Consider the following 16,811-nt stretch of genomic DNA (forward strand, 5'->3'; position numbering starts at 1 on the left):
GGGCATTTAGCGAACAAATGGAAGACTGGAAGAACGGCGTGCCGGGGCCGCTATAAGTTCCGGGTCGGAGGCTCCCCTTCGGCAATGATCGGTTCCTTCCCAATGTCGAGAACTGCCTGCATAACCCTCTGCCGGGTGTGTGGTGCGCTTGGCAGAAATAGTAATACCACCGTCTCCACAAGAGCGGTGGCGCCAAGGAAAAGGAACGGATCCCATGGCACAGACCGGACAGGTCAAATTCTTCAATACCGAAAAAGGTTTCGGTTTCATCAAGCCGGACGACGGTGGCGCAGACATCTTCGTACACATCTCCGCAGTACAGGCTTCTGGCCTAACCGGCCTCGCAGACAATCAGAAGGTTTCCTACGAGACGGAACCGGATCGTCGCGGCAAGGGCCCGAAGGCCGTGAACATCACCGTCACCGGTTGATCGTTCATAAATGAACCTACCACTTGCCCCGGCTTCTGCCGGGGTTTTTTATTGTTTTCTCCCTCGCGCCTATGGCTGCCTCGGGAGCGCGTGTCGATGTATCTCGTTCCAAACGCGAAATATTACAGATATTGCACGTAATTTACCGGAAACTGCCCGCTTTCTCCCGGCCTTCACCATTGTTCAGCCTCCATTCATGTCGAAAGATTTAATTAGTTATTCATAAACGATACGTCCGTGCTTCTTTCGGCAAGCGTATCGGAGAGATTGCAGTCGAGCTTCTGAAGGAGCGAACAATGAACCGATTTGCGAAAACAGCCATTCTGGCAGCGGCATCCCTGGCAGCGGTTGCTGCACCGCTTGCCGCGGCATCGGCAGATTCCTGGGGTCGCCCTGGTTGGGATCGTGGCGGCTGGGATCGTCCCTATTACTACCGTGACCGGCATCGCGATCACGGCGACGCTGTCGCCGCCGGCGTGATCGGCCTTGCCGCAGGCGCCCTCATCGGCAGCGCATTGAGCCAGCCGCAGCCGACCTATGTGCAGCCTGCTGCGCCAGTCTATGCACCGCCTCCGCCGCCGCCCGCCTATTATCCGGCAGCTCCGGCGCGTCAGGTAACCTATTACCGCTCAGGCTATGAACCGTGGAGCCGTGGCTGGTATCAGTATTGCTCGGACCGTTACCGGTCGTTCAATCCGAACACCGGCACCTATCGCGGTTATGACGGACGCGATCATTTCTGCTCCGCCAACTGAGACAGCACAAGTCAGTAAAAAGCCGCCCTTCGGGGCGGCTTTTTCATTATGCATATCCGATGTCGTTCAGAAACGGATTGGAGCGTCGCTCCTCGCCGAACCGTCCGCCGGGACCGTGCCCGCAGATGAAGCCGATATCGTCGCCGAGCGGCAGCAGCTTCTCCTTGATGGAGCGAATCAGCGCCGCGTGGTCGCCCCCCGGCAAGTCGGTGCGCCCGACCGAACCATTGAAAAGCACGTCGCCGACAATGGCGAATCGCGCTTCCGGGTTGAAGAACACGACATGGCCCGGCGCATGACCCGGCGTATGGAAGACCTCGAACTCGTGACCGGCAACGGAAACCTTGTCGCCCTCGTTCAGCCAGCGGTCCGGAGTCACATTGCGCACGCCTTCGGTAAGGCCGTATTTCAGGCCGGTCGTTGCCAGATTGTCGAGCAGGAATTTGTCATCCTTGTGCGGGCCGATAATGTCCACATCCAGGGCTTCCTTGAGATCGAGCGCAGCCGCAGCATGATCGATATGGCCGTGTGTGATCCAGATGGCCTCGACATCGACCCCCTGGGATCCAATCGCATCCAGGATGCGGTCGAGGTCACCGCCCGGATCGATCACCACGCCCTTCTTGGTCTCGCTGTCGAACAGAATGGTGCAGTTCTGCTGGAAAGGCGTGACGGGAACGATGATGGCCTGCAATTGCCCCATGGTCTTACTCCACTTTATAGCGCGTCCCGAATAAATGGCGGTCTGGAAAACGCTTTCTGTCCTACACAGATAGTCTGCTCCGCCTGTCAGGTGAAGCTTTAGAGCATAATCCGACCCGAGGATCGATAAGATTATGCTTCAAGTGAAGGGTTTGGAGCGCCGAAGCCCGCTCCAATGCACTTCCGACAAAAGGTGCGAAGCGGCTTTGCGCAAGGCCAATGCTGCAAAACAATATCGAGAGCGGTTCCAGCGACACCCTCTCGGCCGGAACCGCTCCAAATAAATACGGGCGGCTTGCCGCCGCCCGTTTTCCCTCTCCGGAATGTCCAGAGCACCTCTCCGAAAACCGCTTTACGGTTTTCGAGTTGCGCCCCGACAGTTCGTCTTGCCGGTTGTCCCCACAACCTTACGTTCTGCGATGCATCAGGCCTTGGCGGCCATCGCGTTCTTGATCAGGCCGACAATGGCCGTGAGTACGATACCGCCGACACCGCCGCCAGCCAGCTGGCCGACAACGCCGTTGAGAACGGAATCGAGGCCGCCGCCGGACAGCATCGGGAGCAGCTGACCGAGGATGACACCACCGATGCCGCCTGCCACCGTGTTACCCGTGGTGCCCAGACTGATATTCTTGACTGCGCCTGCGATGTTGCCGCCAACCGCGCCAGCGACCAGCTGAAGAATGAGAGGTAGTAGAGCTTCCATAATCGTCACCCCATCTGAGTTTTAAAACCGGAATAGCGCGACTCCGGCAAAAAAATCTTGTGCCGAAACTTTCCAATGTCAAACAATAAGCGACGGATTAACAAAAAAGCGGCCCGAAGACCGCTCTTTTTCTGTTTAAAACCTGGATCAGTACCTACTATTCGGCCGCCGCCCGCTTCGGCTGAACTTCCGCAGAATAGTCATTCATTAGAACATTTGTAATTTCGGAAGGCTTGAACCGGTATTGTCCGATCTCGGAAACCGGCGTCACTTCCGCAGCCGTTCCGCACAGGAAGCATTCGGAGAAACCGGCAAGTTCCTCCGGCATGATCACCCGTTCGATGACTTCGATGCCGCGGCGCTTTGCAAGATCAATGATCGTGCGGCGCGTGATGCCGTCGAGGAAGCAGTCAGGCTTCGGCGTGTGCAGCGCCCCGTCCTTGACGAAGAAGACATTCGCGCCGGTTGCTTCGGCAACCTGCCCGCGCCAGTCGAGCATCAGCGCATCCGCATAGCCCTTGGCCTCGGCGGCATGTTTCGAGATCGTGCAGATCATGTAGAGACCGGACGCTTTCGAGCGTGACGGCGCGGTGCGCGGGTCCGGGCGGCAATATTCGGCGATGTCGAGCCGGATGCCCTTCATCTTTTCCTCAGGCGAGAAATAGCTCGGCCACTGCCAGATGGCGATGGCCAGATGAATGCGGTTGTTCTGCGCCGATACGCCAAGCGAATCCGATCCGCGCCAGGCAATCGGGCGCACATAGGCGTCCTCAAATCCCTGCTTCTTCAACAGCTCGCGGCAGGCATTGTTGATTTCCGCGACGCTGAAAGGAATCTCGAAGCCGAGAATGCGCGCCGACTCGTGCAGGCGTTCGGTATGCTCGTTGAGCTTGAAGATCTCGCCGCCGTAGGCGCGCTCGCCCTCAAACACGGCGCTCGCATAATGCAGGCCATGGGTCAGCACATGGATTTTTGCATCTTTCCAGTCGACGAATTCTCCGTCCAGCCAGATAAATCCGTCCCGTTGATCGAATGGAATCGCAGCCATTTTCTTGCTCCTTAACTTTCTCGCGGCGCTGTCTCGACACGGTTTCAGGCCGATTTCAGACCGGACGAACTTCTCCGCGACCCGTCTTCCCCAGTTAAATCGATATAAATGGTGAGACGGCCACCTTTTTCTGCGTAATTGCTGGCCTTTTTGTTCAAAATGCTTTGAGGTCACGCAAACATATTGCGCGAAATCCAGCCGGAGCATGCATGGAAAGAAAATAATCCTCCATCGGGACGAAATATTGCGTCGTCCATTTCTCACCGTCCCGTCTTCAGAAGACGCGGCGGCAAACCGGTCAGCGCAATTATTCCCCCTCCATACATGCGTCAGCGCAAACATTATTCCAAAAAAGCCAGCTCACGCTTATCGAAAATTATCTGGGCGATTGAATTATGTCAATAATGCTGACATATTTAACGCGGCAGAACGGAGCACAGATGTGAATTCGACGAACGATCTGAATTATATAAGCAATCCGTTGACGGCTGAGGAGGCGGCCGATCTCAACGTGATCGAACTTCTGTTTTTTTCTTATCGCGACTTCACCGCCGACCCTGATCTTATTCTGGAGAAGATCGGCTTCGGGCGGGCCCATCACCGTGTCCTCTATTTCATCAACCGCAAGCCCGGCATGACGGTTGCGGAGCTGCTGGAGGTTTTGCGGATCACCAAGCAGAGCCTGTCGCGGGTGCTCAAGCAGCTGATCGATACCGGCCATGTCGTACAGGCCACCGGCTTGCATGACCGCCGCCACCGCAAGCTTTACCCGACCAGGAGCGGTCGCGAGCTGACGCTGGCCCTCGCCCTGCCCCAGTCGCGGCGCATCGCGCGCGCACTGGAGGATTGCGCCCCGCAGGACCGCGCAGTGATCGAACGCTTCCTCTATAATATGGTCAATCCCGAACGGCGTGCGCAGATCGACGAGTTTTCTGCCGGCGCCGGTAATGATTAGATATTAGAGTGCATCCCGAAAAGTGTGAAACGGCTTTCGGAAAAGATGCGCGTCAAAACGAAGAGATCGAGCGCCGGTCTGATCCAATCAGATCGAAAGGCGCTCTAGTGTTACGTCTGGTTGCAGTAAGTGCTTGTATAAAAACATGTCCATACAGGCAGTGAATAGACGTGCCGCATTCCAATGAGTAATATGCCCGGCGACGCACGTTGCGTCATAGTCGAATAATCGGAACGGGATCGAAAGACGCCATGGCAGCAGAAGAAGAAAAGCAGCTCTCGGATGACGCGCCGCATCTCCTCGTCGTTGATGACGATACGCGCATCCGCAGCCTTCTCTCGCAATATCTGACCAATAGCGGTTTCCGTGTCACCATGGCCGGCAGCGCCGCCGAAGCGCGCCGCAAGCTGGAAGGCATCGATTTCGACCTTCTGATCCTCGACGTCATGATGCCGGGCGAGACCGGCGTTTCGCTGACGCGCTCGCTGCGCGAGCAGAAGAATGTCCCCATTCTCATGCTGACTGCCCTGTCGGAGACCGACAGCCGCATCGACGGGCTCGCCGCGGGCGCCGATGACTACCTGCCCAAGCCCTTCGATCCCCGCGAGCTGACGCTTCGCATCAACAACATCCTGCGGCGCGGAGCTCCGCCCGCCCAGCCGAAGATCGAACAGATCGTGTTCGGCCCCTATACTTTCTTCATCCCGCGCCGCGAGCTGAAAAAGGGCTCAGAAACGATCAAGCTGACCGATCGCGAGCAGGACATCATGGCGATCTTCGCCGAGCGGGCCGGTGAAACGATCCCCCGTCACGAGCTGACCGGCCAGGACGGCGATGTCGGCGAGCGCACGATTGACGTCCAGATCAATCGCCTTCGCCGCAAGATCGAGCAGGACCCGGCCAATCCGGTCTGGCTCCAGACCGTGCGCGGCATCGGCTACAAGCTGAGCATCGAGTAGCAATCGGCAGTGCCGGGGCGATGCGATCTGAAATGGCGTTTTCACAGAACGCGAAGCGCAACCTGGAAAGATTTCACCGGTTGTGCGGAACGCTGCGAATTGGCATCGCTGACCGCGAACATCGCCCTTATGCCGCAGCCAGTGTGGGCCTGACAGGATGAAATCGCCCTTGAGAAAATTCTCCCGCTGGTTGGCCCGCACAATGCCCAAGGGGCTTTATGCGCGGTCGCTCATCATCATCATCGCGCCGATGGTGCTGCTGCAGTCCGTGATCGCCTATGTGTTCATGGAACGTCACTGGCAGATGGTGACGGAACGCCTTTCCACCGCCGTGGTGCGCGATATTTCCGCAATCATCGACATTCTCGAAACCTATCCGCAGGAACCGGGCTACGATAATCTGATCCGCATCTCGCAGCAGCGGCTGGCGCTGAACATCTCGATCCTGCCGCCCGATCCGCTGCCGCCGCCCGGACCGAAGCCGTTCTTCGCCATTCTCGATTACTTCCTGAGCGAAGAGATTACCCGCCAGATCAACAGGCCCTTCTGGGTGGACACGGTGGGCGATTCCGATCTCATCGAAATCCGCATCAAGCTTGAGGACAAGGTGCTGCGCGTCTTTGCAAGGCGCAGCCAGGCCTATGCATCCAATACCGGCATCTTCCTGACATGGATGGTCGGCACCGCGCTCGTTCTGCTGATCATCGCCATCGCCTTCCTGCGCAACCAGATCAAGCCGATCCAGCAGCTTGCCGAGGCAGCCGAAAGTTTCGGCAAGGGTCGGCCCATGCCGGAAGGTTTTCACCCGCGCGGGGCCGAGGAAGTGCGGCGCGCCGGCATCGCCTTCATCCAGATGCGCTCGCGCATCGAGCGCCAGATCGAGCAGCGCACGGCGATGCTGTCGGGCGTCAGCCACGATCTGCGCACCATCCTCACCCGCTTCAAGCTGCAACTGGCGCTCGCTGGCCATTCCATCGACACGGAACCGCTCAATCAGGATATCGCCGACATGCAGACCATGCTTGAAGGCTATCTTGCCTTTGCGCGCGGCGAAGGTTCGGAAGAAACGGCAAGCTATGACGTCACCAGACTGTGCGAGAAGCTGGAGAACGAGGCGCGCCTGCGCGAACGCGGCTTCAAATACCGCATCGAGGGTGACAGCGAAGTTCATGTGCGCCCCAACGCCTTCTCGCGTCTGGTCAGCAATCTCGTATCGAATGCCTTCCGTCACGCGCAAAATGTCGAGCTGTCGATTTCGCATGTTGAGGGCTGGCTGAAAGTCGTCGTGGACGATGATGGACCGGGCATTCCGGAAGACCGCCGGGAAGATGTCTTCAAGCCGTTCGTCCGGCTGGATGAAGCGCGGACGCAGGATTCAGGCGGCACGGGCGGGCTGGGTCTTGCGATTGCCCGCGACATCGCGCGCAGTCATGGCGGCGACATCACGCTGGAAGATTCGCCTCTGGGCGGCCTCCGCGCCATCATCCATATTCCGGCTTAGAGCGGTTCCTGTTCTAACGCAATCGCCGGAACCGCTCTAACTTATCGCATTATCCAACGCATCGAAGCGGGTTAAGAAATCAGTCCGGTGAACTGATTTCCCCGCGTAGCCGTTTCACACTTTTGCTGAAAATGTTCTGGGCGTTCTGGCTTGGGGCTGGGGAAATAAACTTCAGAGCAAAGCGATAAGCAGGAGTTTTCACGCTTCTTTTCCCTCATCCTGAGGAGCCGTTGAAAACGGCGTCTCGAAGGGCTGAGGGAAAATGCACAGTGCCTGCCCTCGTCCTTCGAGACGGCTCCTTCGCAAGCTCAGAAGCCTCCTCAGGATGAGGGATCAACGCAGTTGCTCAACGCAAAATCATCATGCTCTTAATAAAGCTTGCCGCCGTTCGGCACCGGCTTGTCGATTGCCGCGAGGACCACTTCGCCGTCCTCGTCCGGCATGCCGAGCGTCAGCACTTCCGACATGAAGGGGCCGATCTGCCGTGGCGGGAAATTCACCACGGCCATGACCTGCTTGCCGACCAGTTCCTCCGCCGTATAGCGCTTGGTAATCTGGGCCGACGATTTCTTGATGCCGATCTTTTCGCCGAAATCGATCTTCAGCTTATAGGCGGGCTTGCGCGCTTCCGGAAAGGGCACGGCTTCCACGATGGTTCCACTGCGGATATCGACCTTTTCGAAATCCGCCCAGCTGATGGTGGTTGCTTCGCTCATTTTCTCGTCCCCCTCACTCATTCACGATCGGATGAGAGCCTGAATTCAAAAGCGTCATGTGTGTGCGAAAATGGCGATTTTCGAGTACCGGAGCGTACTTCCGAGCATAGTCCCGAAAAGTTGCAAACTTTTCGGATAAGACTATGCGTCTGAGAAAGCTACGTGAGCACCGGAACGTAGACAAATTGCCATTTGCAGCCGCACAGGGCGACTTTTGGAACAGGCTCTCAGGCGCGACCGACGGTCTCGAATACAACACTTTCCAGCGCCTCGCGCGCCGTGACGCCCGACCAGACCACGAACTGGAAAGCCTGGAAATAGGCTTCGCACGCTTCCAGCGCCGCCGACAGCAGCACTTCAACCTGACGGCTCGTCGGTTCCGCACCGCCTGCCAGCAGCAGCGACTGGCGATACATGATCGCGCCTTCCTGCTGCCAGAGGTCGAAATGGCCCATCAGCAGTTTTTCGTTGATGAGCGAAAGCAGGCGCATCACTTCGTTCACGCGCGGCTCGGCCACCTTGATGTCGAATGCGCAGGCCAGATGCAGTGCCTCGAAATCCTCCATCCAGGAAAACGAGATGTGATAGTCAGTCCAGTTGCCCGCAACCGAGATTGCGATTTCGTCGTCGCCAGTCCGCTCGAACGTCCAGTCGTTTGAATGCGCGACCTGCTCGATCACATCCACCGGATGCGCCTCACGCGCGAATTCAAGCTCAAGAAGGCCCATGTCCGTTTCCTGTTCTGGGAAACACCTGCCCCCAGATGCTTCCTAATTCCCGGCGCGCAAGAATTTGCCCGCCCGCGCCAGCCACCGCGCAAGAACAAGCGCAGGAAAACAGGCACGAATTGATCGGTCGAGGAACCGGCATGCACAACGGCATGCAAGCGCCCCAATGGCACACGCACATACGCAACTGATACTGGAAAGCAGCCTGAAAGACGCGAAACCTGACACTCAGCCCCTCGCCGCCGCCTACATGACCGCGTTACGAATCATGTAGTGTTTTCAGTCTATTGATGCTGAATCTGAACGCCAGCCCCTTTTCAAAAAAGAGACATGAAAGCATGTGGAAATATACGAGGGACCGGCCGCGCCCCTTGCCTTAAGCGACTCTAAGACAAGGGTTTTTGCCACTTGCGGCCTGTTAATAAATATTCAGGGATTATTTTTGGATTTAGCCGAAGTTGAAGCCGATTTTGCCGGTTTGGCATCAGAATCGACTTCAAATTTCGCAAGACGCGCTTCGAGAGCTTCGATTCTTGCCAGCAAGGCGCTGTTTTCCGCACGTGCCTTGATCGCCATTTCACGGACGGCTTCGAAGTCTTCGCGCTGCACCACGTCGAGCGTGTTCAGCACGCGTTCTCCTTGCGAACGCAACGCCGTTTCCACTTCGCGGCGCACGCCCTGCGCAGCGCCTGCCGCATCCGTCACAAGCTTGGCGAGTTCATCGAAAACCCGGTTCTGTCCGCTGGTCATGGCAATCATTCCTTATTTCCAGGAGAGACCTGTTGAAAACATAAATTTGAAATAGGGCCGTCTCGGGTCCGATGCAAGCGCAGCCATGGAAAGTGATCGCGCTCGGCCTGAGCAAAAACCACAAGCTCCCGAGGAACGAGGCGAATGTACTTAAGGCTGCCTTAAGGGTACATCAGCACCCGAAGCGCATAAAAACGCGATTTGCAGCACGGCGGGAACGGCTTGACCATAAAGGGTTGGTCCAGCATGTTCCCTCACAAAACGGAGTGATTTCATGATTGAGACGTTGCTGCCCGTATCGGCGCTCGCCTTCCCCAATATCGATCCGGTGATTTTCCGGATCGGGCCGCTGGCAGTGCACTGGTACGGCCTCGGCTATGTGGTCGGCATCATGTTCGCCTGGTGGTACGGCAAGAAGCTCCTGCGAAGCCATCGCCTGTGGGCAAATAACCAGCCGCCCATGGCCCCGGAAGCGCTCGACGATTTCGTCATCTGGGCCGCGCTCGGCGTCGTGCTCGGCGGACGCATCGGCTACGTGCTCTTCTATAATTTCTCCTATTATATCTCCAACCCGCTCGCCATTCCGGCGGTGTGGGATGGCGGCATGTCGTTCCACGGCGGCATTCTGGGAACGACGCTCGCCATGATCCTGTTCGCCCGCTCACGCGGCATCAGGGTCTGGAGCATGTTCGACACGATTGCCGCCGGCGTTCCGGTCGGCCTCGGCGTCGTGCGCATCGCCAATTTCATCAATTCCGAACTCTGGGGCCGCGTCAGCGACGTGCCATGGGCGGTCTATTTCCCCAATGGCGGCCCGCTGCCGCGCCATCCAAGCCAGCTTTACGAAGCCTTCCTCGAGGGGCTTGTGCTTTTCTTCGTGCTGTTCCTGCTGGTCTGGGTCGGGCGCAAGCTGAAGAAGCCGGGCTTTATCGCAGGCGCATTCGTCACCGGCTACGGCCTCAGCCGCATCGCGGTCGAATTCTTCCGCGAGCCGGACGCCCAGCTCGGCTATCTCGTCGGCGGCTGGCTCACCATGGGCATGGTGCTTTCGGTGCCGATGGTGCTGATCGGGCTCTGGGCCATGTGGCGTGCAAACCGGGCTGCCGCCAAGGATGCCTGATCTCTCGCTGAAAGACCGGCTGAAACGCCTCATCGCCGCCTCCGGGCCGATCAGCGTGGCCGATTACATGGCAGCCTGCCTCGGCGATCGTGAGGCAGGCTATTACACCACGCGCGAACCGTTCGGACGTGACGGCGATTTCATCACCGCGCCGGAAGTGAGCCAGATGTTTGGCGAGCTGATCGGCATCTGGTGCGTCAGCGAATGGGATGCGCTGGGCCGCCCGGACGCATTCGTGCTGTGCGAAATCGGCCCCGGCCGCGGCACGCTGATGAGCGACATGCTGCGCACCATCGAAAGGCTCGCCCCGCAAATGCTGGCAACTGCCCGCGTAGCCATGATCGAAACCAGCCCGCGCCTTGTCGAGAGGCAAAAGGAAAAGCTGGCCAGTGCAGGCGTAAAAATCGACTGGTTCGAGCGCTTTGCTGACATTCCCAACGGCCCCTTGATCCTCGTTACCAATGAGCTGTTCGATGCGCTCCCGTTCCGGCAGTTCGTCAAGGCCAATGGCCGCTTTGTCGAACGGATGATCGCGCTCGACGACAGGGGAGAGTTTCACTTCGTCAGCGGTCTGGGCGGTATCGATCCGGCTCTCCTGCCGCAAGGTCACGCAGACGCAGAAGAAGGGGCTATCTTTGAAGCAGCCCCGGCGCGCACGGCCTTGATGCAGGAAATCGCCAGCCGTATCGCGACAACGCGCGGCGCGGCGCTCAACATCGATTACGGCCATCTGGAATCCGGCTTTGGCGACACGCTGCAAGCCATGCTGAAACACAGCTTTGACGATGTGTTCGCCCATCCGGGGGAAGCCGACCTCACCAGCCATGTCGATTTCGATAGTCTGGAAAAGACCGCTCGGGCCAGCAACTGCAAGACCGGGACGATGACGCAGGGCGAGTTTCTGCTCGCAATGGGCCTGCTGGATCGCGCCGGAAGGCTCGGCGCAGGCAAGGATGCGGCGTTTCAGGAAAAAATCAGGCAGGATGTCGAAAGACTGGCCGCACCCGACCAGATGGGAACCTTGTTCAAGGTTCTCGCATTGAGTGACCGGCAGACACGCCTCTATCCTATCGAACCTGCCTGAAGCCTTTCAAAAAGCTTTTGACAAGCAGACCCTCCTACCCCACCATCCCGCCGTTTAAAGTGAGAATGCCATGACAGACACGCCGCAACCGCTCCGTTCGCCTCTCCTTGAAAAGCCCGTCGGACAGAACGGGAAGCGGATTGCGCACGGCTTCTTCACCCGCAAGGGCGGCGTTTCGGATGGCATCTATACGGGCCTCAATGTCGGCAGCGGATCGAACGATGTGCCGGAAAAGGTCGCGGAAAATCGCCGCCGCGTGGCGGAAAGCCTCGGCGTTGCGCCCGATCATCTCATGACCGTGCATCAGGTTCATTCGCCCGATGTCCTTCACGTCACAGAACCCTTCGGCAGCCCGCGCCCGAAGGCCGACGCTATGGTGACCAATGTTCCGGGCATCGCCATTGGCGCGCTTTCCGCCGATTGCGGGCCGGTGCTGTTTGCCGATCACGAAGCGGGAATCATAGGCTCCGCTCATGCCGGTTGGCGCGGCGCATTTGCGGGCGTGCTGGAAAACACCATCGAAGCGATGATCGGGCTTGGCGCGAAGCGCGAAAATATCGTCGCTGTTCTTGGCCCGACCATCGGGCCGGAAAACTATGAGGTCGGACCGGAATTTTATGCCGAATTCATCGGCAAGGACCCGGCCTATACCGCCTATTTCCGTCCATCCGGAAAAGCCGACCACAAGCTGTTCGATCTGTGGACCTTCATCACCGACCGTCTGACGAAGGCAGGTGTGCAGGCAGAATCGCTGCGCCAGTGCACCTATGCCGATGAGGAACAGTTCTATTCCTACCGGCGCACCACCCATCGCAACGAACCCGATTACGGGCGCCAGATTGCAGCGATCGCCATCATAGAAGATTAGGAGAACCGCATGGCCCTTCACTTCGAGCCGGAAGAATTCGCCGCACGTCGCGACCGTCTGACCTTGAAGATGGAGGAGGAGAAGCTGGATGCACTGCTGCTGTTCGCGCAGGAGAGCATGTACTGGCTGACCGGCTATGATACATTCGGTTTCTGCTTCTTCCAGTGCCTTGTCGTGAAGGCCGACGGGTCCATGGTGCTGATGACGCGCTCCGCCGATCTGCGGCAGGCGCGCCATACATCCAACATCGAGAACATCGTCGTCTGGACCGACCGCGACAATGCCAATCCGGCCTCGGATCTGCGCAATATCCTGACGGAACTGGACCTGCTCGGCACGCGGATCGGGATCGAATACCAGACGCATGGCCTGACCGGTGCCAATGCCCGCAAGCTGGACGAACAGTTGCAGAGCTTTGCCAAGCTTTACGATGCGTCCGGCATGGTGGATCGCCTGCGTCTGATGAAAAGCCCGGCTGAAATCGCCTATGCCAAACGCGCCGCGGAACTCAGCGACGATGCGCTGGATGCGGCGATAAAGCTGACCAAGGGCGGCGCGAACGAAGCCGATATTCTGGCTGCGATGATGAGCGCCAATTTCGCGGGCGACGGCGATTATCCCGCGAACGAATATATCATCGGCTCCGGCGACGACGCCCTGCTCTGCCGCTACAAGTCCGGGCGGCGCAAGCTGAACAAGAACGACCAGCTCACGCTCGAATGGTCGGGCGTCTTCCGGCACTACCACGCGCCGATGATGCGCACGCTGATCGTCGGCAAGCCGACCGCGCACCATCAGAAACTTTATGCCGCTGCGCGCGAGGCACTGGAAGCGGTGGAAGCGGCGATGACACCCGCCTCGACATTCGGCGACGTGTTCGACGCCCATGCGCGGACCATGGAAGCGCACGGCCTCACCCGTCACCGGCTCAATGCCTGCGGTTATTCGGTGGGCGCGCGCTTCACCCCGTCATGGATGGACCCGCAGATGTTCTATGCCGGAAACCCGGAAAGCATCCAGCCGGACATGACGCTTTTTGCGCATATGATCATCATGGATTCCGATACGCAGACCGCCATGACGCTGGGGCAGACATATCTCACAACAAATGGCGCGGCTCAGCCATTATCCCGCCATTCTCTTGATATGATTGTCAAATGAGGCGCAATCGGCGATAAAACGGCACGTCGGCAAAAGTCGACAGATTGAACTGTAAATGCCCTATCGCAGAGAACCTGCGCCTTCAGGAGCATGAAGCCGAACATGAACAAGGCACATCTTTCAACGATGTCGTTGCTGGCCGGGTTGCTTGTGAGCGTCCTTGCCGCCTGCAACAGCACTGAATCCGCGCTGAACGTGCAAGGCAGCAATCAGGGCTCTGGCCAGAGTTCGGGCCAAGTTGCGCCGACGACGACGCCCGGCACCTCGGCAACGGGCGCCGCGCAACCTGCGGGAACAACCGCAACCGGCACCACGCCTGCAACGTCCACACCTGCAACGTCCACGCCGGCAGCGCCGCAACGCAGTGCAGCGCTCAAACCGGGCAAATTGCATATCGCCCCGATTGTCGGCGCGCCGGTCAATGTGGTGACGCCGCTCACCCACCGTATGAATGATGACGCGAAGGCGAAAGGCATCGCGCTCGCGGGCAATAATGAGCCGGGTGCCGCCTATGTCATGAAGGGATATTTCTCCGTTCTTTCGGAAGATAACCAGACCACGGTGCTCTATGTCTGGGACGTTCTGGACGCTTCGGGCAACCGGCTCCACCGCATACAGGGGCAGGAGAAGGTTCCGGGCGCCGCCGCAGACTCATGGAGCGTCGTTCCCGCCTCCGCTATGCAGACAATCGCCGATCGCACCATGCAGGAATATTCCACCTGGCTTGCGGCAAATCGCGCATAGAAACTTGCTTTGGCAGCAAAAGACTGAAATCTTTTGCTGAATCTGTTTTGCCTACTGTGGGAAAGCCGGAAAACCGGGCTTTTTACAGCAATTGTGTTCCCGGGGGCCTTGCAATGACGATGACTCTTTGCAATAGCCCCCGCATCCGAAAGAAAACCTTGCAAGCTGCAGTACTTGATCCCGTCAAAAACTACGCAGCTTAAAGTTTTTAAGAGATTAAGTCCGTTCCGGCGGACTGTTGCGACAGAACCAAACTGCAAACCGCGACCGCATCGGCGTCAGAGGCAAAAGAATGAAACTTTTCGCAGGCAACTCCAACCGGGTTCTTGCCGAATCCGTTGCTCAATATCTCAACATTCCGCTCGGCAAGGCCAGCGTCCGTCGCTTCGCCGATCAGGAAATCTTCGTAGAGATTCAGGAAAACGTGCGCGGCGAAGACGTATTCGTTCTGCAATCGACCTCCTACCCGGCAAACGATCACCTGATGGAACTGCTCATCATGATCGATGCCTTCCGCCGCTCCTCGGCCCGCCGCATCACCGCCGTCCTGCCCTATTTCGGCTATGCCCGTCAGGACCGCAAGCCCGGTCCGCGCACGCCGATCTCTGCCAAGCTCGTCGCCAATCTCATCACCGAAGCCGGTGCAAACCGCGTGCTGACCCTCGATCTCCACGCCGGCCAGATTCAGGGCTTCTTCGATATCCCGACCGACAATCTCTATGCCGTTCCGGTCATCGCCCGCGACGTGAAGGCCAATTACGCGACCGGCAACTGCATGGTCGTATCCCCCGACGTCGGCGGCGTGGTGCGCGCCCGTTCGCTGGCAAAGCGCATCGACGCGCAGCTCGCCATCGTGGACAAGCGCCGCGAACGTCCGGGTGAATCCGAAGTCATGAACGTCATCGGCGACGTTTCCGGCAAGGACTGCCTGCTGTTCGACGATATCGTCGATTCCGGCGGCACGCTCTGCAACGCAGCCGAAGCCCTGCTCAACAAGGGCGCGAACAGCGTCACCGCCTACATCACGCACGGCGTTCTCTCCGGCGGCGCGGTTGCCCGTATCGCCTCGTCCAAGCTGAAGGAACTGGTCATCACCGATTCCATCCAGCCGACGACCGCCATCAACGATGCGCCGAATATCCGCGTGCTCTCGATCTCCGATCTCATCGGCGAAGCCATCGCCCGCACGGCGGCGGAAGAATCCGTTTCGAGCCTGTTCGACTAAAACACCAGTCGGATCACAATCCCGAGACATGCCGCCAGCAACAACACGAGCGGCATGTTGAGCTTCAGAACGACAAGCAGAAATGCCGCCGCGCCTGCGATCAGGACGGCGGCATTGTCTATTGTGCTCCAGACCGGCACGGGCAGCGCGAAGGGGCCGACGCTCTTTTCCACGACCTGCGCAAAGATCACATGGAGCGAAAACCACAGCGCCAGATTGGCGATAACGCCGACGACCGCAGCCGTGATGCCGCCTAGCATGGCCGAAAGCCAGCGCACCTGACGTAGCCGTTCCACAAAAGGCGCCCCTGCCAGTATCCATAGGAAACAGGGCACGAAGGTAAACCACAGCGCGATCAGCCCGCCTATCACCCCGCCCGCAAGCGGCGGCAGACCGGACAGGTTCGCGGCCCCCACAAAACCGACGAAAACCAGAACGAGGATCAGCGGTCCCGGCGTGGTTTCGGCAAGACCGAGCCCGGTCAGCATTTCGCCGGGCTTCATCCAGTTGAAATGGTCTACCGCCTGCTGCGCCGTATAGGACAGCACCGCATAAGCGCCGCCGAAGGTTACCGCCGCCAGCTTTGAGAAAAACCCCGCCTCCTGCGCGAAGACATGCGCGCCGCCGAAGGTCATATAAAGAAGGACGAGCGGCAGAAGCCAAAGCCCGCCCCAGATGACCGTCTGCTGCGTGAACTCGCGCAAAGCGCCGGGCGTCGCCTCGCCGAGAACGGTTGTTGCGCCATTCCCCTGAACCACGTGTCGCAGGCCACCCGCAACAGCCGCCAGCAGAACGACAAGCGGAAACGGCAGTTTCAAAAGCGCTATCGCAATGAATGCCGCAATCGCTACGCAATAGGAAAAACCGGAAGCAAGCGTACGCTTTCCCATCCGGTACAGCGCTTCGAAAACCACGGCCAGAACCGCAGCCTTCAGGCCGAACAAGAGCCCGGCCACCACGTCCACATGTCCGAAGGCAATATAGATCGCCGACAATGCAAGCATGACCGCCGCACCGGGCAGCACGAACAAAAGCCCCGCCAGCAGGCCGCCGCGCCAGCCTTTCACCGCCCAGCCTGCATAGGTCGCAAGTTGCATGGCTTCCGGCCCCGGCAGCAACATGCAGAAATTGAGCGCGTGGATCAGTCGTTCCTGATCCATCCATTTCTTCTCATCAACGATGATGCGTTGCAGCATGGCGATCTGCGCCGCCGGACCGCCGAAGGACAAAAGCCCGATCTTGCCGAATGTCGTGAAAAGTTCTTTGAAATCCGGCTGCTTTATTGGCTGTGTCACGCTGTCATCCTGAATGATCCGACCAAGCTCTTGCTGACAATCATTGCAGGTTCATGACGGTTTT

Annotated in this window: 18 protein-coding genes; 11 read left to right on the forward strand and 7 right to left on the reverse strand. The window is 58.6% G+C overall.

All coding sequences use genetic code 11. The annotated features are described in order from the left end of the window. Positions 1-214 precede the first annotated feature (214 nt). Both J9800_RS09200 and J9800_RS09205 read left to right on the forward strand, forming a co-directional pair. Positions 215-430: a cold-shock protein gene (locus J9800_RS09200; RefSeq protein ID WP_006471910.1), complete on the forward strand. Its 216-nt coding sequence runs from the start codon at positions 215-217 to the stop codon at positions 428-430. Between the two features lie 296 nt (positions 431-726). After that, positions 727-1,185, forward strand: a complete 459-nt coding sequence (locus J9800_RS09205; protein ID WP_114216328.1) for a BA14K family protein — start codon at positions 727-729, stop codon at positions 1,183-1,185. Positions 1,186-1,231: 46 nt separating this feature from the next. On the opposite strand, the gene J9800_RS09210 is transcribed toward J9800_RS09205, so the two are convergent. The 3 genes from J9800_RS09210 to J9800_RS09220 all read right to left on the reverse strand — a co-directional run bounded on the left by J9800_RS09210 (position 1,232) and on the right by J9800_RS09220 (position 3,641). Next, the gene (locus J9800_RS09210; protein ID WP_114216327.1) at positions 1,232-1,888 is read right to left on the reverse strand and encodes an MBL fold metallo-hydrolase; all 657 of its coding nucleotides are present in this window, start codon (positions 1,886-1,888) and stop codon (positions 1,232-1,234) included. 423 nt (positions 1,889-2,311) lie between these two features. Beyond that, a complete protein-coding gene (locus J9800_RS09215; protein ID WP_006471911.1) occupies positions 2,312-2,593 on the reverse strand; it encodes a hypothetical protein in 282 nt (93 codons plus the stop codon). Between the two features lie 157 nt (positions 2,594-2,750). Further along, entirely contained in the window at positions 2,751-3,641 is an 891-nt protein-coding gene (locus J9800_RS09220; protein ID WP_112585780.1) for a branched-chain amino acid aminotransferase, read from the reverse strand. Between the two features lie 442 nt (positions 3,642-4,083). Between J9800_RS09220 and J9800_RS09225 the strand changes: the two genes are divergently transcribed. The 3 genes from J9800_RS09225 to J9800_RS09235 all read left to right on the forward strand — a co-directional run bounded on the left by J9800_RS09225 (position 4,084) and on the right by J9800_RS09235 (position 7,056). Then, entirely contained in the window at positions 4,084-4,596 is a 513-nt protein-coding gene (locus J9800_RS09225; RefSeq protein ID WP_112585778.1) for a MarR family winged helix-turn-helix transcriptional regulator, read from the forward strand. 251 nt (positions 4,597-4,847) lie between these two features. Continuing rightward, positions 4,848-5,555, forward strand: a complete 708-nt coding sequence (locus J9800_RS09230) for a response regulator (RefSeq protein ID WP_114216326.1) — start codon at positions 4,848-4,850, stop codon at positions 5,553-5,555. A 157-nt stretch (positions 5,556-5,712) separates the two neighbouring features. Then, entirely contained in the window at positions 5,713-7,056 is a 1,344-nt protein-coding gene (locus tag J9800_RS09235) for an ATP-binding protein (RefSeq protein ID WP_114216325.1), read from the forward strand. Between the two features lie 368 nt (positions 7,057-7,424). Here J9800_RS09235 and J9800_RS09240 read toward each other — a convergent pair whose 3' ends face one another. From J9800_RS09240 to J9800_RS09250, 3 genes are all read right to left on the reverse strand, one after another. Beyond that, entirely contained in the window at positions 7,425-7,772 is a 348-nt protein-coding gene (locus J9800_RS09240) for a tRNA-binding protein (protein ID WP_114216324.1), read from the reverse strand. Between the two features lie 227 nt (positions 7,773-7,999). Next, positions 8,000-8,500 (reverse strand): type III secretion system chaperone family protein, encoded by a 501-nt coding sequence (locus tag J9800_RS09245; RefSeq protein ID WP_112585772.1) that lies wholly within the window; start codon positions 8,498-8,500, stop codon positions 8,000-8,002. 429 nt (positions 8,501-8,929) lie between these two features. Next, positions 8,930-9,250 (reverse strand): accessory factor UbiK family protein, encoded by a 321-nt coding sequence (locus tag J9800_RS09250; RefSeq protein ID WP_114216389.1) that lies wholly within the window; start codon positions 9,248-9,250, stop codon positions 8,930-8,932. A 274-nt stretch (positions 9,251-9,524) separates the two neighbouring features. Here J9800_RS09250 and lgt point away from each other — a divergent pair, with 274 nt between their 5' ends. From lgt to J9800_RS09280, 6 genes are all read left to right on the forward strand, one after another. Continuing rightward, positions 9,525-10,370 carry a prolipoprotein diacylglyceryl transferase gene (gene lgt, locus J9800_RS09255; RefSeq protein WP_114216322.1) on the forward strand — a complete coding sequence of 282 codons (846 nt, stop codon included), beginning with the start codon at positions 9,525-9,527 and terminating at the stop codon, positions 10,368-10,370. Further along, the gene (locus tag J9800_RS09260) at positions 10,363-11,454 is read left to right on the forward strand and encodes a class I SAM-dependent methyltransferase (protein ID WP_114216321.1); all 1,092 of its coding nucleotides are present in this window, start codon (positions 10,363-10,365) and stop codon (positions 11,452-11,454) included. The genes lgt and J9800_RS09260 overlap by 8 nt, the downstream gene beginning before the upstream one ends. A gap of 70 nt (positions 11,455-11,524) precedes the next feature. Continuing rightward, the gene (gene pgeF, locus J9800_RS09265) at positions 11,525-12,322 is read left to right on the forward strand and encodes a peptidoglycan editing factor PgeF (protein ID WP_114216320.1); all 798 of its coding nucleotides are present in this window, start codon (positions 11,525-11,527) and stop codon (positions 12,320-12,322) included. A gap of 9 nt (positions 12,323-12,331) precedes the next feature. Beyond that, a complete protein-coding gene (locus J9800_RS09270) occupies positions 12,332-13,483 on the forward strand; it encodes a M24 family metallopeptidase (RefSeq protein WP_112585764.1) in 1,152 nt (383 codons plus the stop codon). 90 nt (positions 13,484-13,573) lie between these two features. Beyond that, entirely contained in the window at positions 13,574-14,227 is a 654-nt protein-coding gene (locus J9800_RS09275) for a hypothetical protein (RefSeq protein WP_114216319.1), read from the forward strand. A gap of 292 nt (positions 14,228-14,519) precedes the next feature. Continuing rightward, the gene (locus J9800_RS09280; RefSeq protein WP_061345920.1) at positions 14,520-15,452 is read left to right on the forward strand and encodes a ribose-phosphate pyrophosphokinase; all 933 of its coding nucleotides are present in this window, start codon (positions 14,520-14,522) and stop codon (positions 15,450-15,452) included. Here J9800_RS09280 and chrA read toward each other — a convergent pair. Continuing rightward, a complete protein-coding gene (gene chrA, locus J9800_RS09285) occupies positions 15,449-16,747 on the reverse strand; it encodes a chromate efflux transporter (protein WP_114216318.1) in 1,299 nt (432 codons plus the stop codon). The two genes, J9800_RS09280 and chrA, sit on opposite strands and share 4 nt — an antisense overlap. Between the last annotated feature and the right edge of the window lie 64 nt (positions 16,748-16,811).

The organism is Ochrobactrum sp. AP1BH01-1, from assembly GCF_018066705.1.
Classification (GTDB): domain Bacteria; phylum Pseudomonadota; class Alphaproteobacteria; order Rhizobiales; family Rhizobiaceae; genus Brucella.

Excerpts from the sequence above, each read along its gene's own strand:
- J9800_RS09270 (WP_112585764.1), top strand. The coding sequence starts at position 12,332 with ATGGCCCTTCACTTCGAGCCGGAAGAATTCGCCGCACGTCGCGACCGT.
- J9800_RS09240 (WP_114216324.1), bottom strand. The coding sequence starts at position 7,772 with ATGAGCGAAGCAACCACCATCAGCTGGGCGGATTTCGAAAAGGTCGAT.
- J9800_RS09210 (WP_114216327.1), bottom strand. The coding sequence starts at position 1,888 with ATGGGGCAATTGCAGGCCATCATCGTTCCCGTCACGCCTTTCCAGCAG.
- J9800_RS09250 (WP_114216389.1), bottom strand. The coding sequence starts at position 9,250 with ATGACCAGCGGACAGAACCGGGTTTTCGATGAACTCGCCAAGCTTGTG.
- J9800_RS09280 (WP_061345920.1), top strand. The coding sequence starts at position 14,520 with ATGAAACTTTTCGCAGGCAACTCCAACCGGGTTCTTGCCGAATCCGTT.
- lgt (WP_114216322.1), top strand. The coding sequence starts at position 9,525 with ATGATTGAGACGTTGCTGCCCGTATCGGCGCTCGCCTTCCCCAATATC.
- J9800_RS09220 (WP_112585780.1), bottom strand. The coding sequence starts at position 3,641 with ATGGCTGCGATTCCATTCGATCAACGGGACGGATTTATCTGGCTGGAC.
- pgeF (WP_114216320.1), top strand. The coding sequence starts at position 11,525 with ATGACAGACACGCCGCAACCGCTCCGTTCGCCTCTCCTTGAAAAGCCC.
- J9800_RS09230 (WP_114216326.1), top strand. The coding sequence starts at position 4,848 with ATGGCAGCAGAAGAAGAAAAGCAGCTCTCGGATGACGCGCCGCATCTC.
- J9800_RS09200 (WP_006471910.1), top strand. The coding sequence starts at position 215 with ATGGCACAGACCGGACAGGTCAAATTCTTCAATACCGAAAAAGGTTTC.
- J9800_RS09235 (WP_114216325.1), top strand. The coding sequence starts at position 5,713 with ATGAAATCGCCCTTGAGAAAATTCTCCCGCTGGTTGGCCCGCACAATG.
- J9800_RS09205 (WP_114216328.1), top strand. The coding sequence starts at position 727 with ATGAACCGATTTGCGAAAACAGCCATTCTGGCAGCGGCATCCCTGGCA.
- J9800_RS09215 (WP_006471911.1), bottom strand. The coding sequence starts at position 2,593 with ATGGAAGCTCTACTACCTCTCATTCTTCAGCTGGTCGCTGGCGCGGTT.
- J9800_RS09260 (WP_114216321.1), top strand. The coding sequence starts at position 10,363 with ATGCCTGATCTCTCGCTGAAAGACCGGCTGAAACGCCTCATCGCCGCC.
- J9800_RS09275 (WP_114216319.1), top strand. The coding sequence starts at position 13,574 with ATGAAGCCGAACATGAACAAGGCACATCTTTCAACGATGTCGTTGCTG.
- J9800_RS09245 (WP_112585772.1), bottom strand. The coding sequence starts at position 8,500 with ATGGGCCTTCTTGAGCTTGAATTCGCGCGTGAGGCGCATCCGGTGGAT.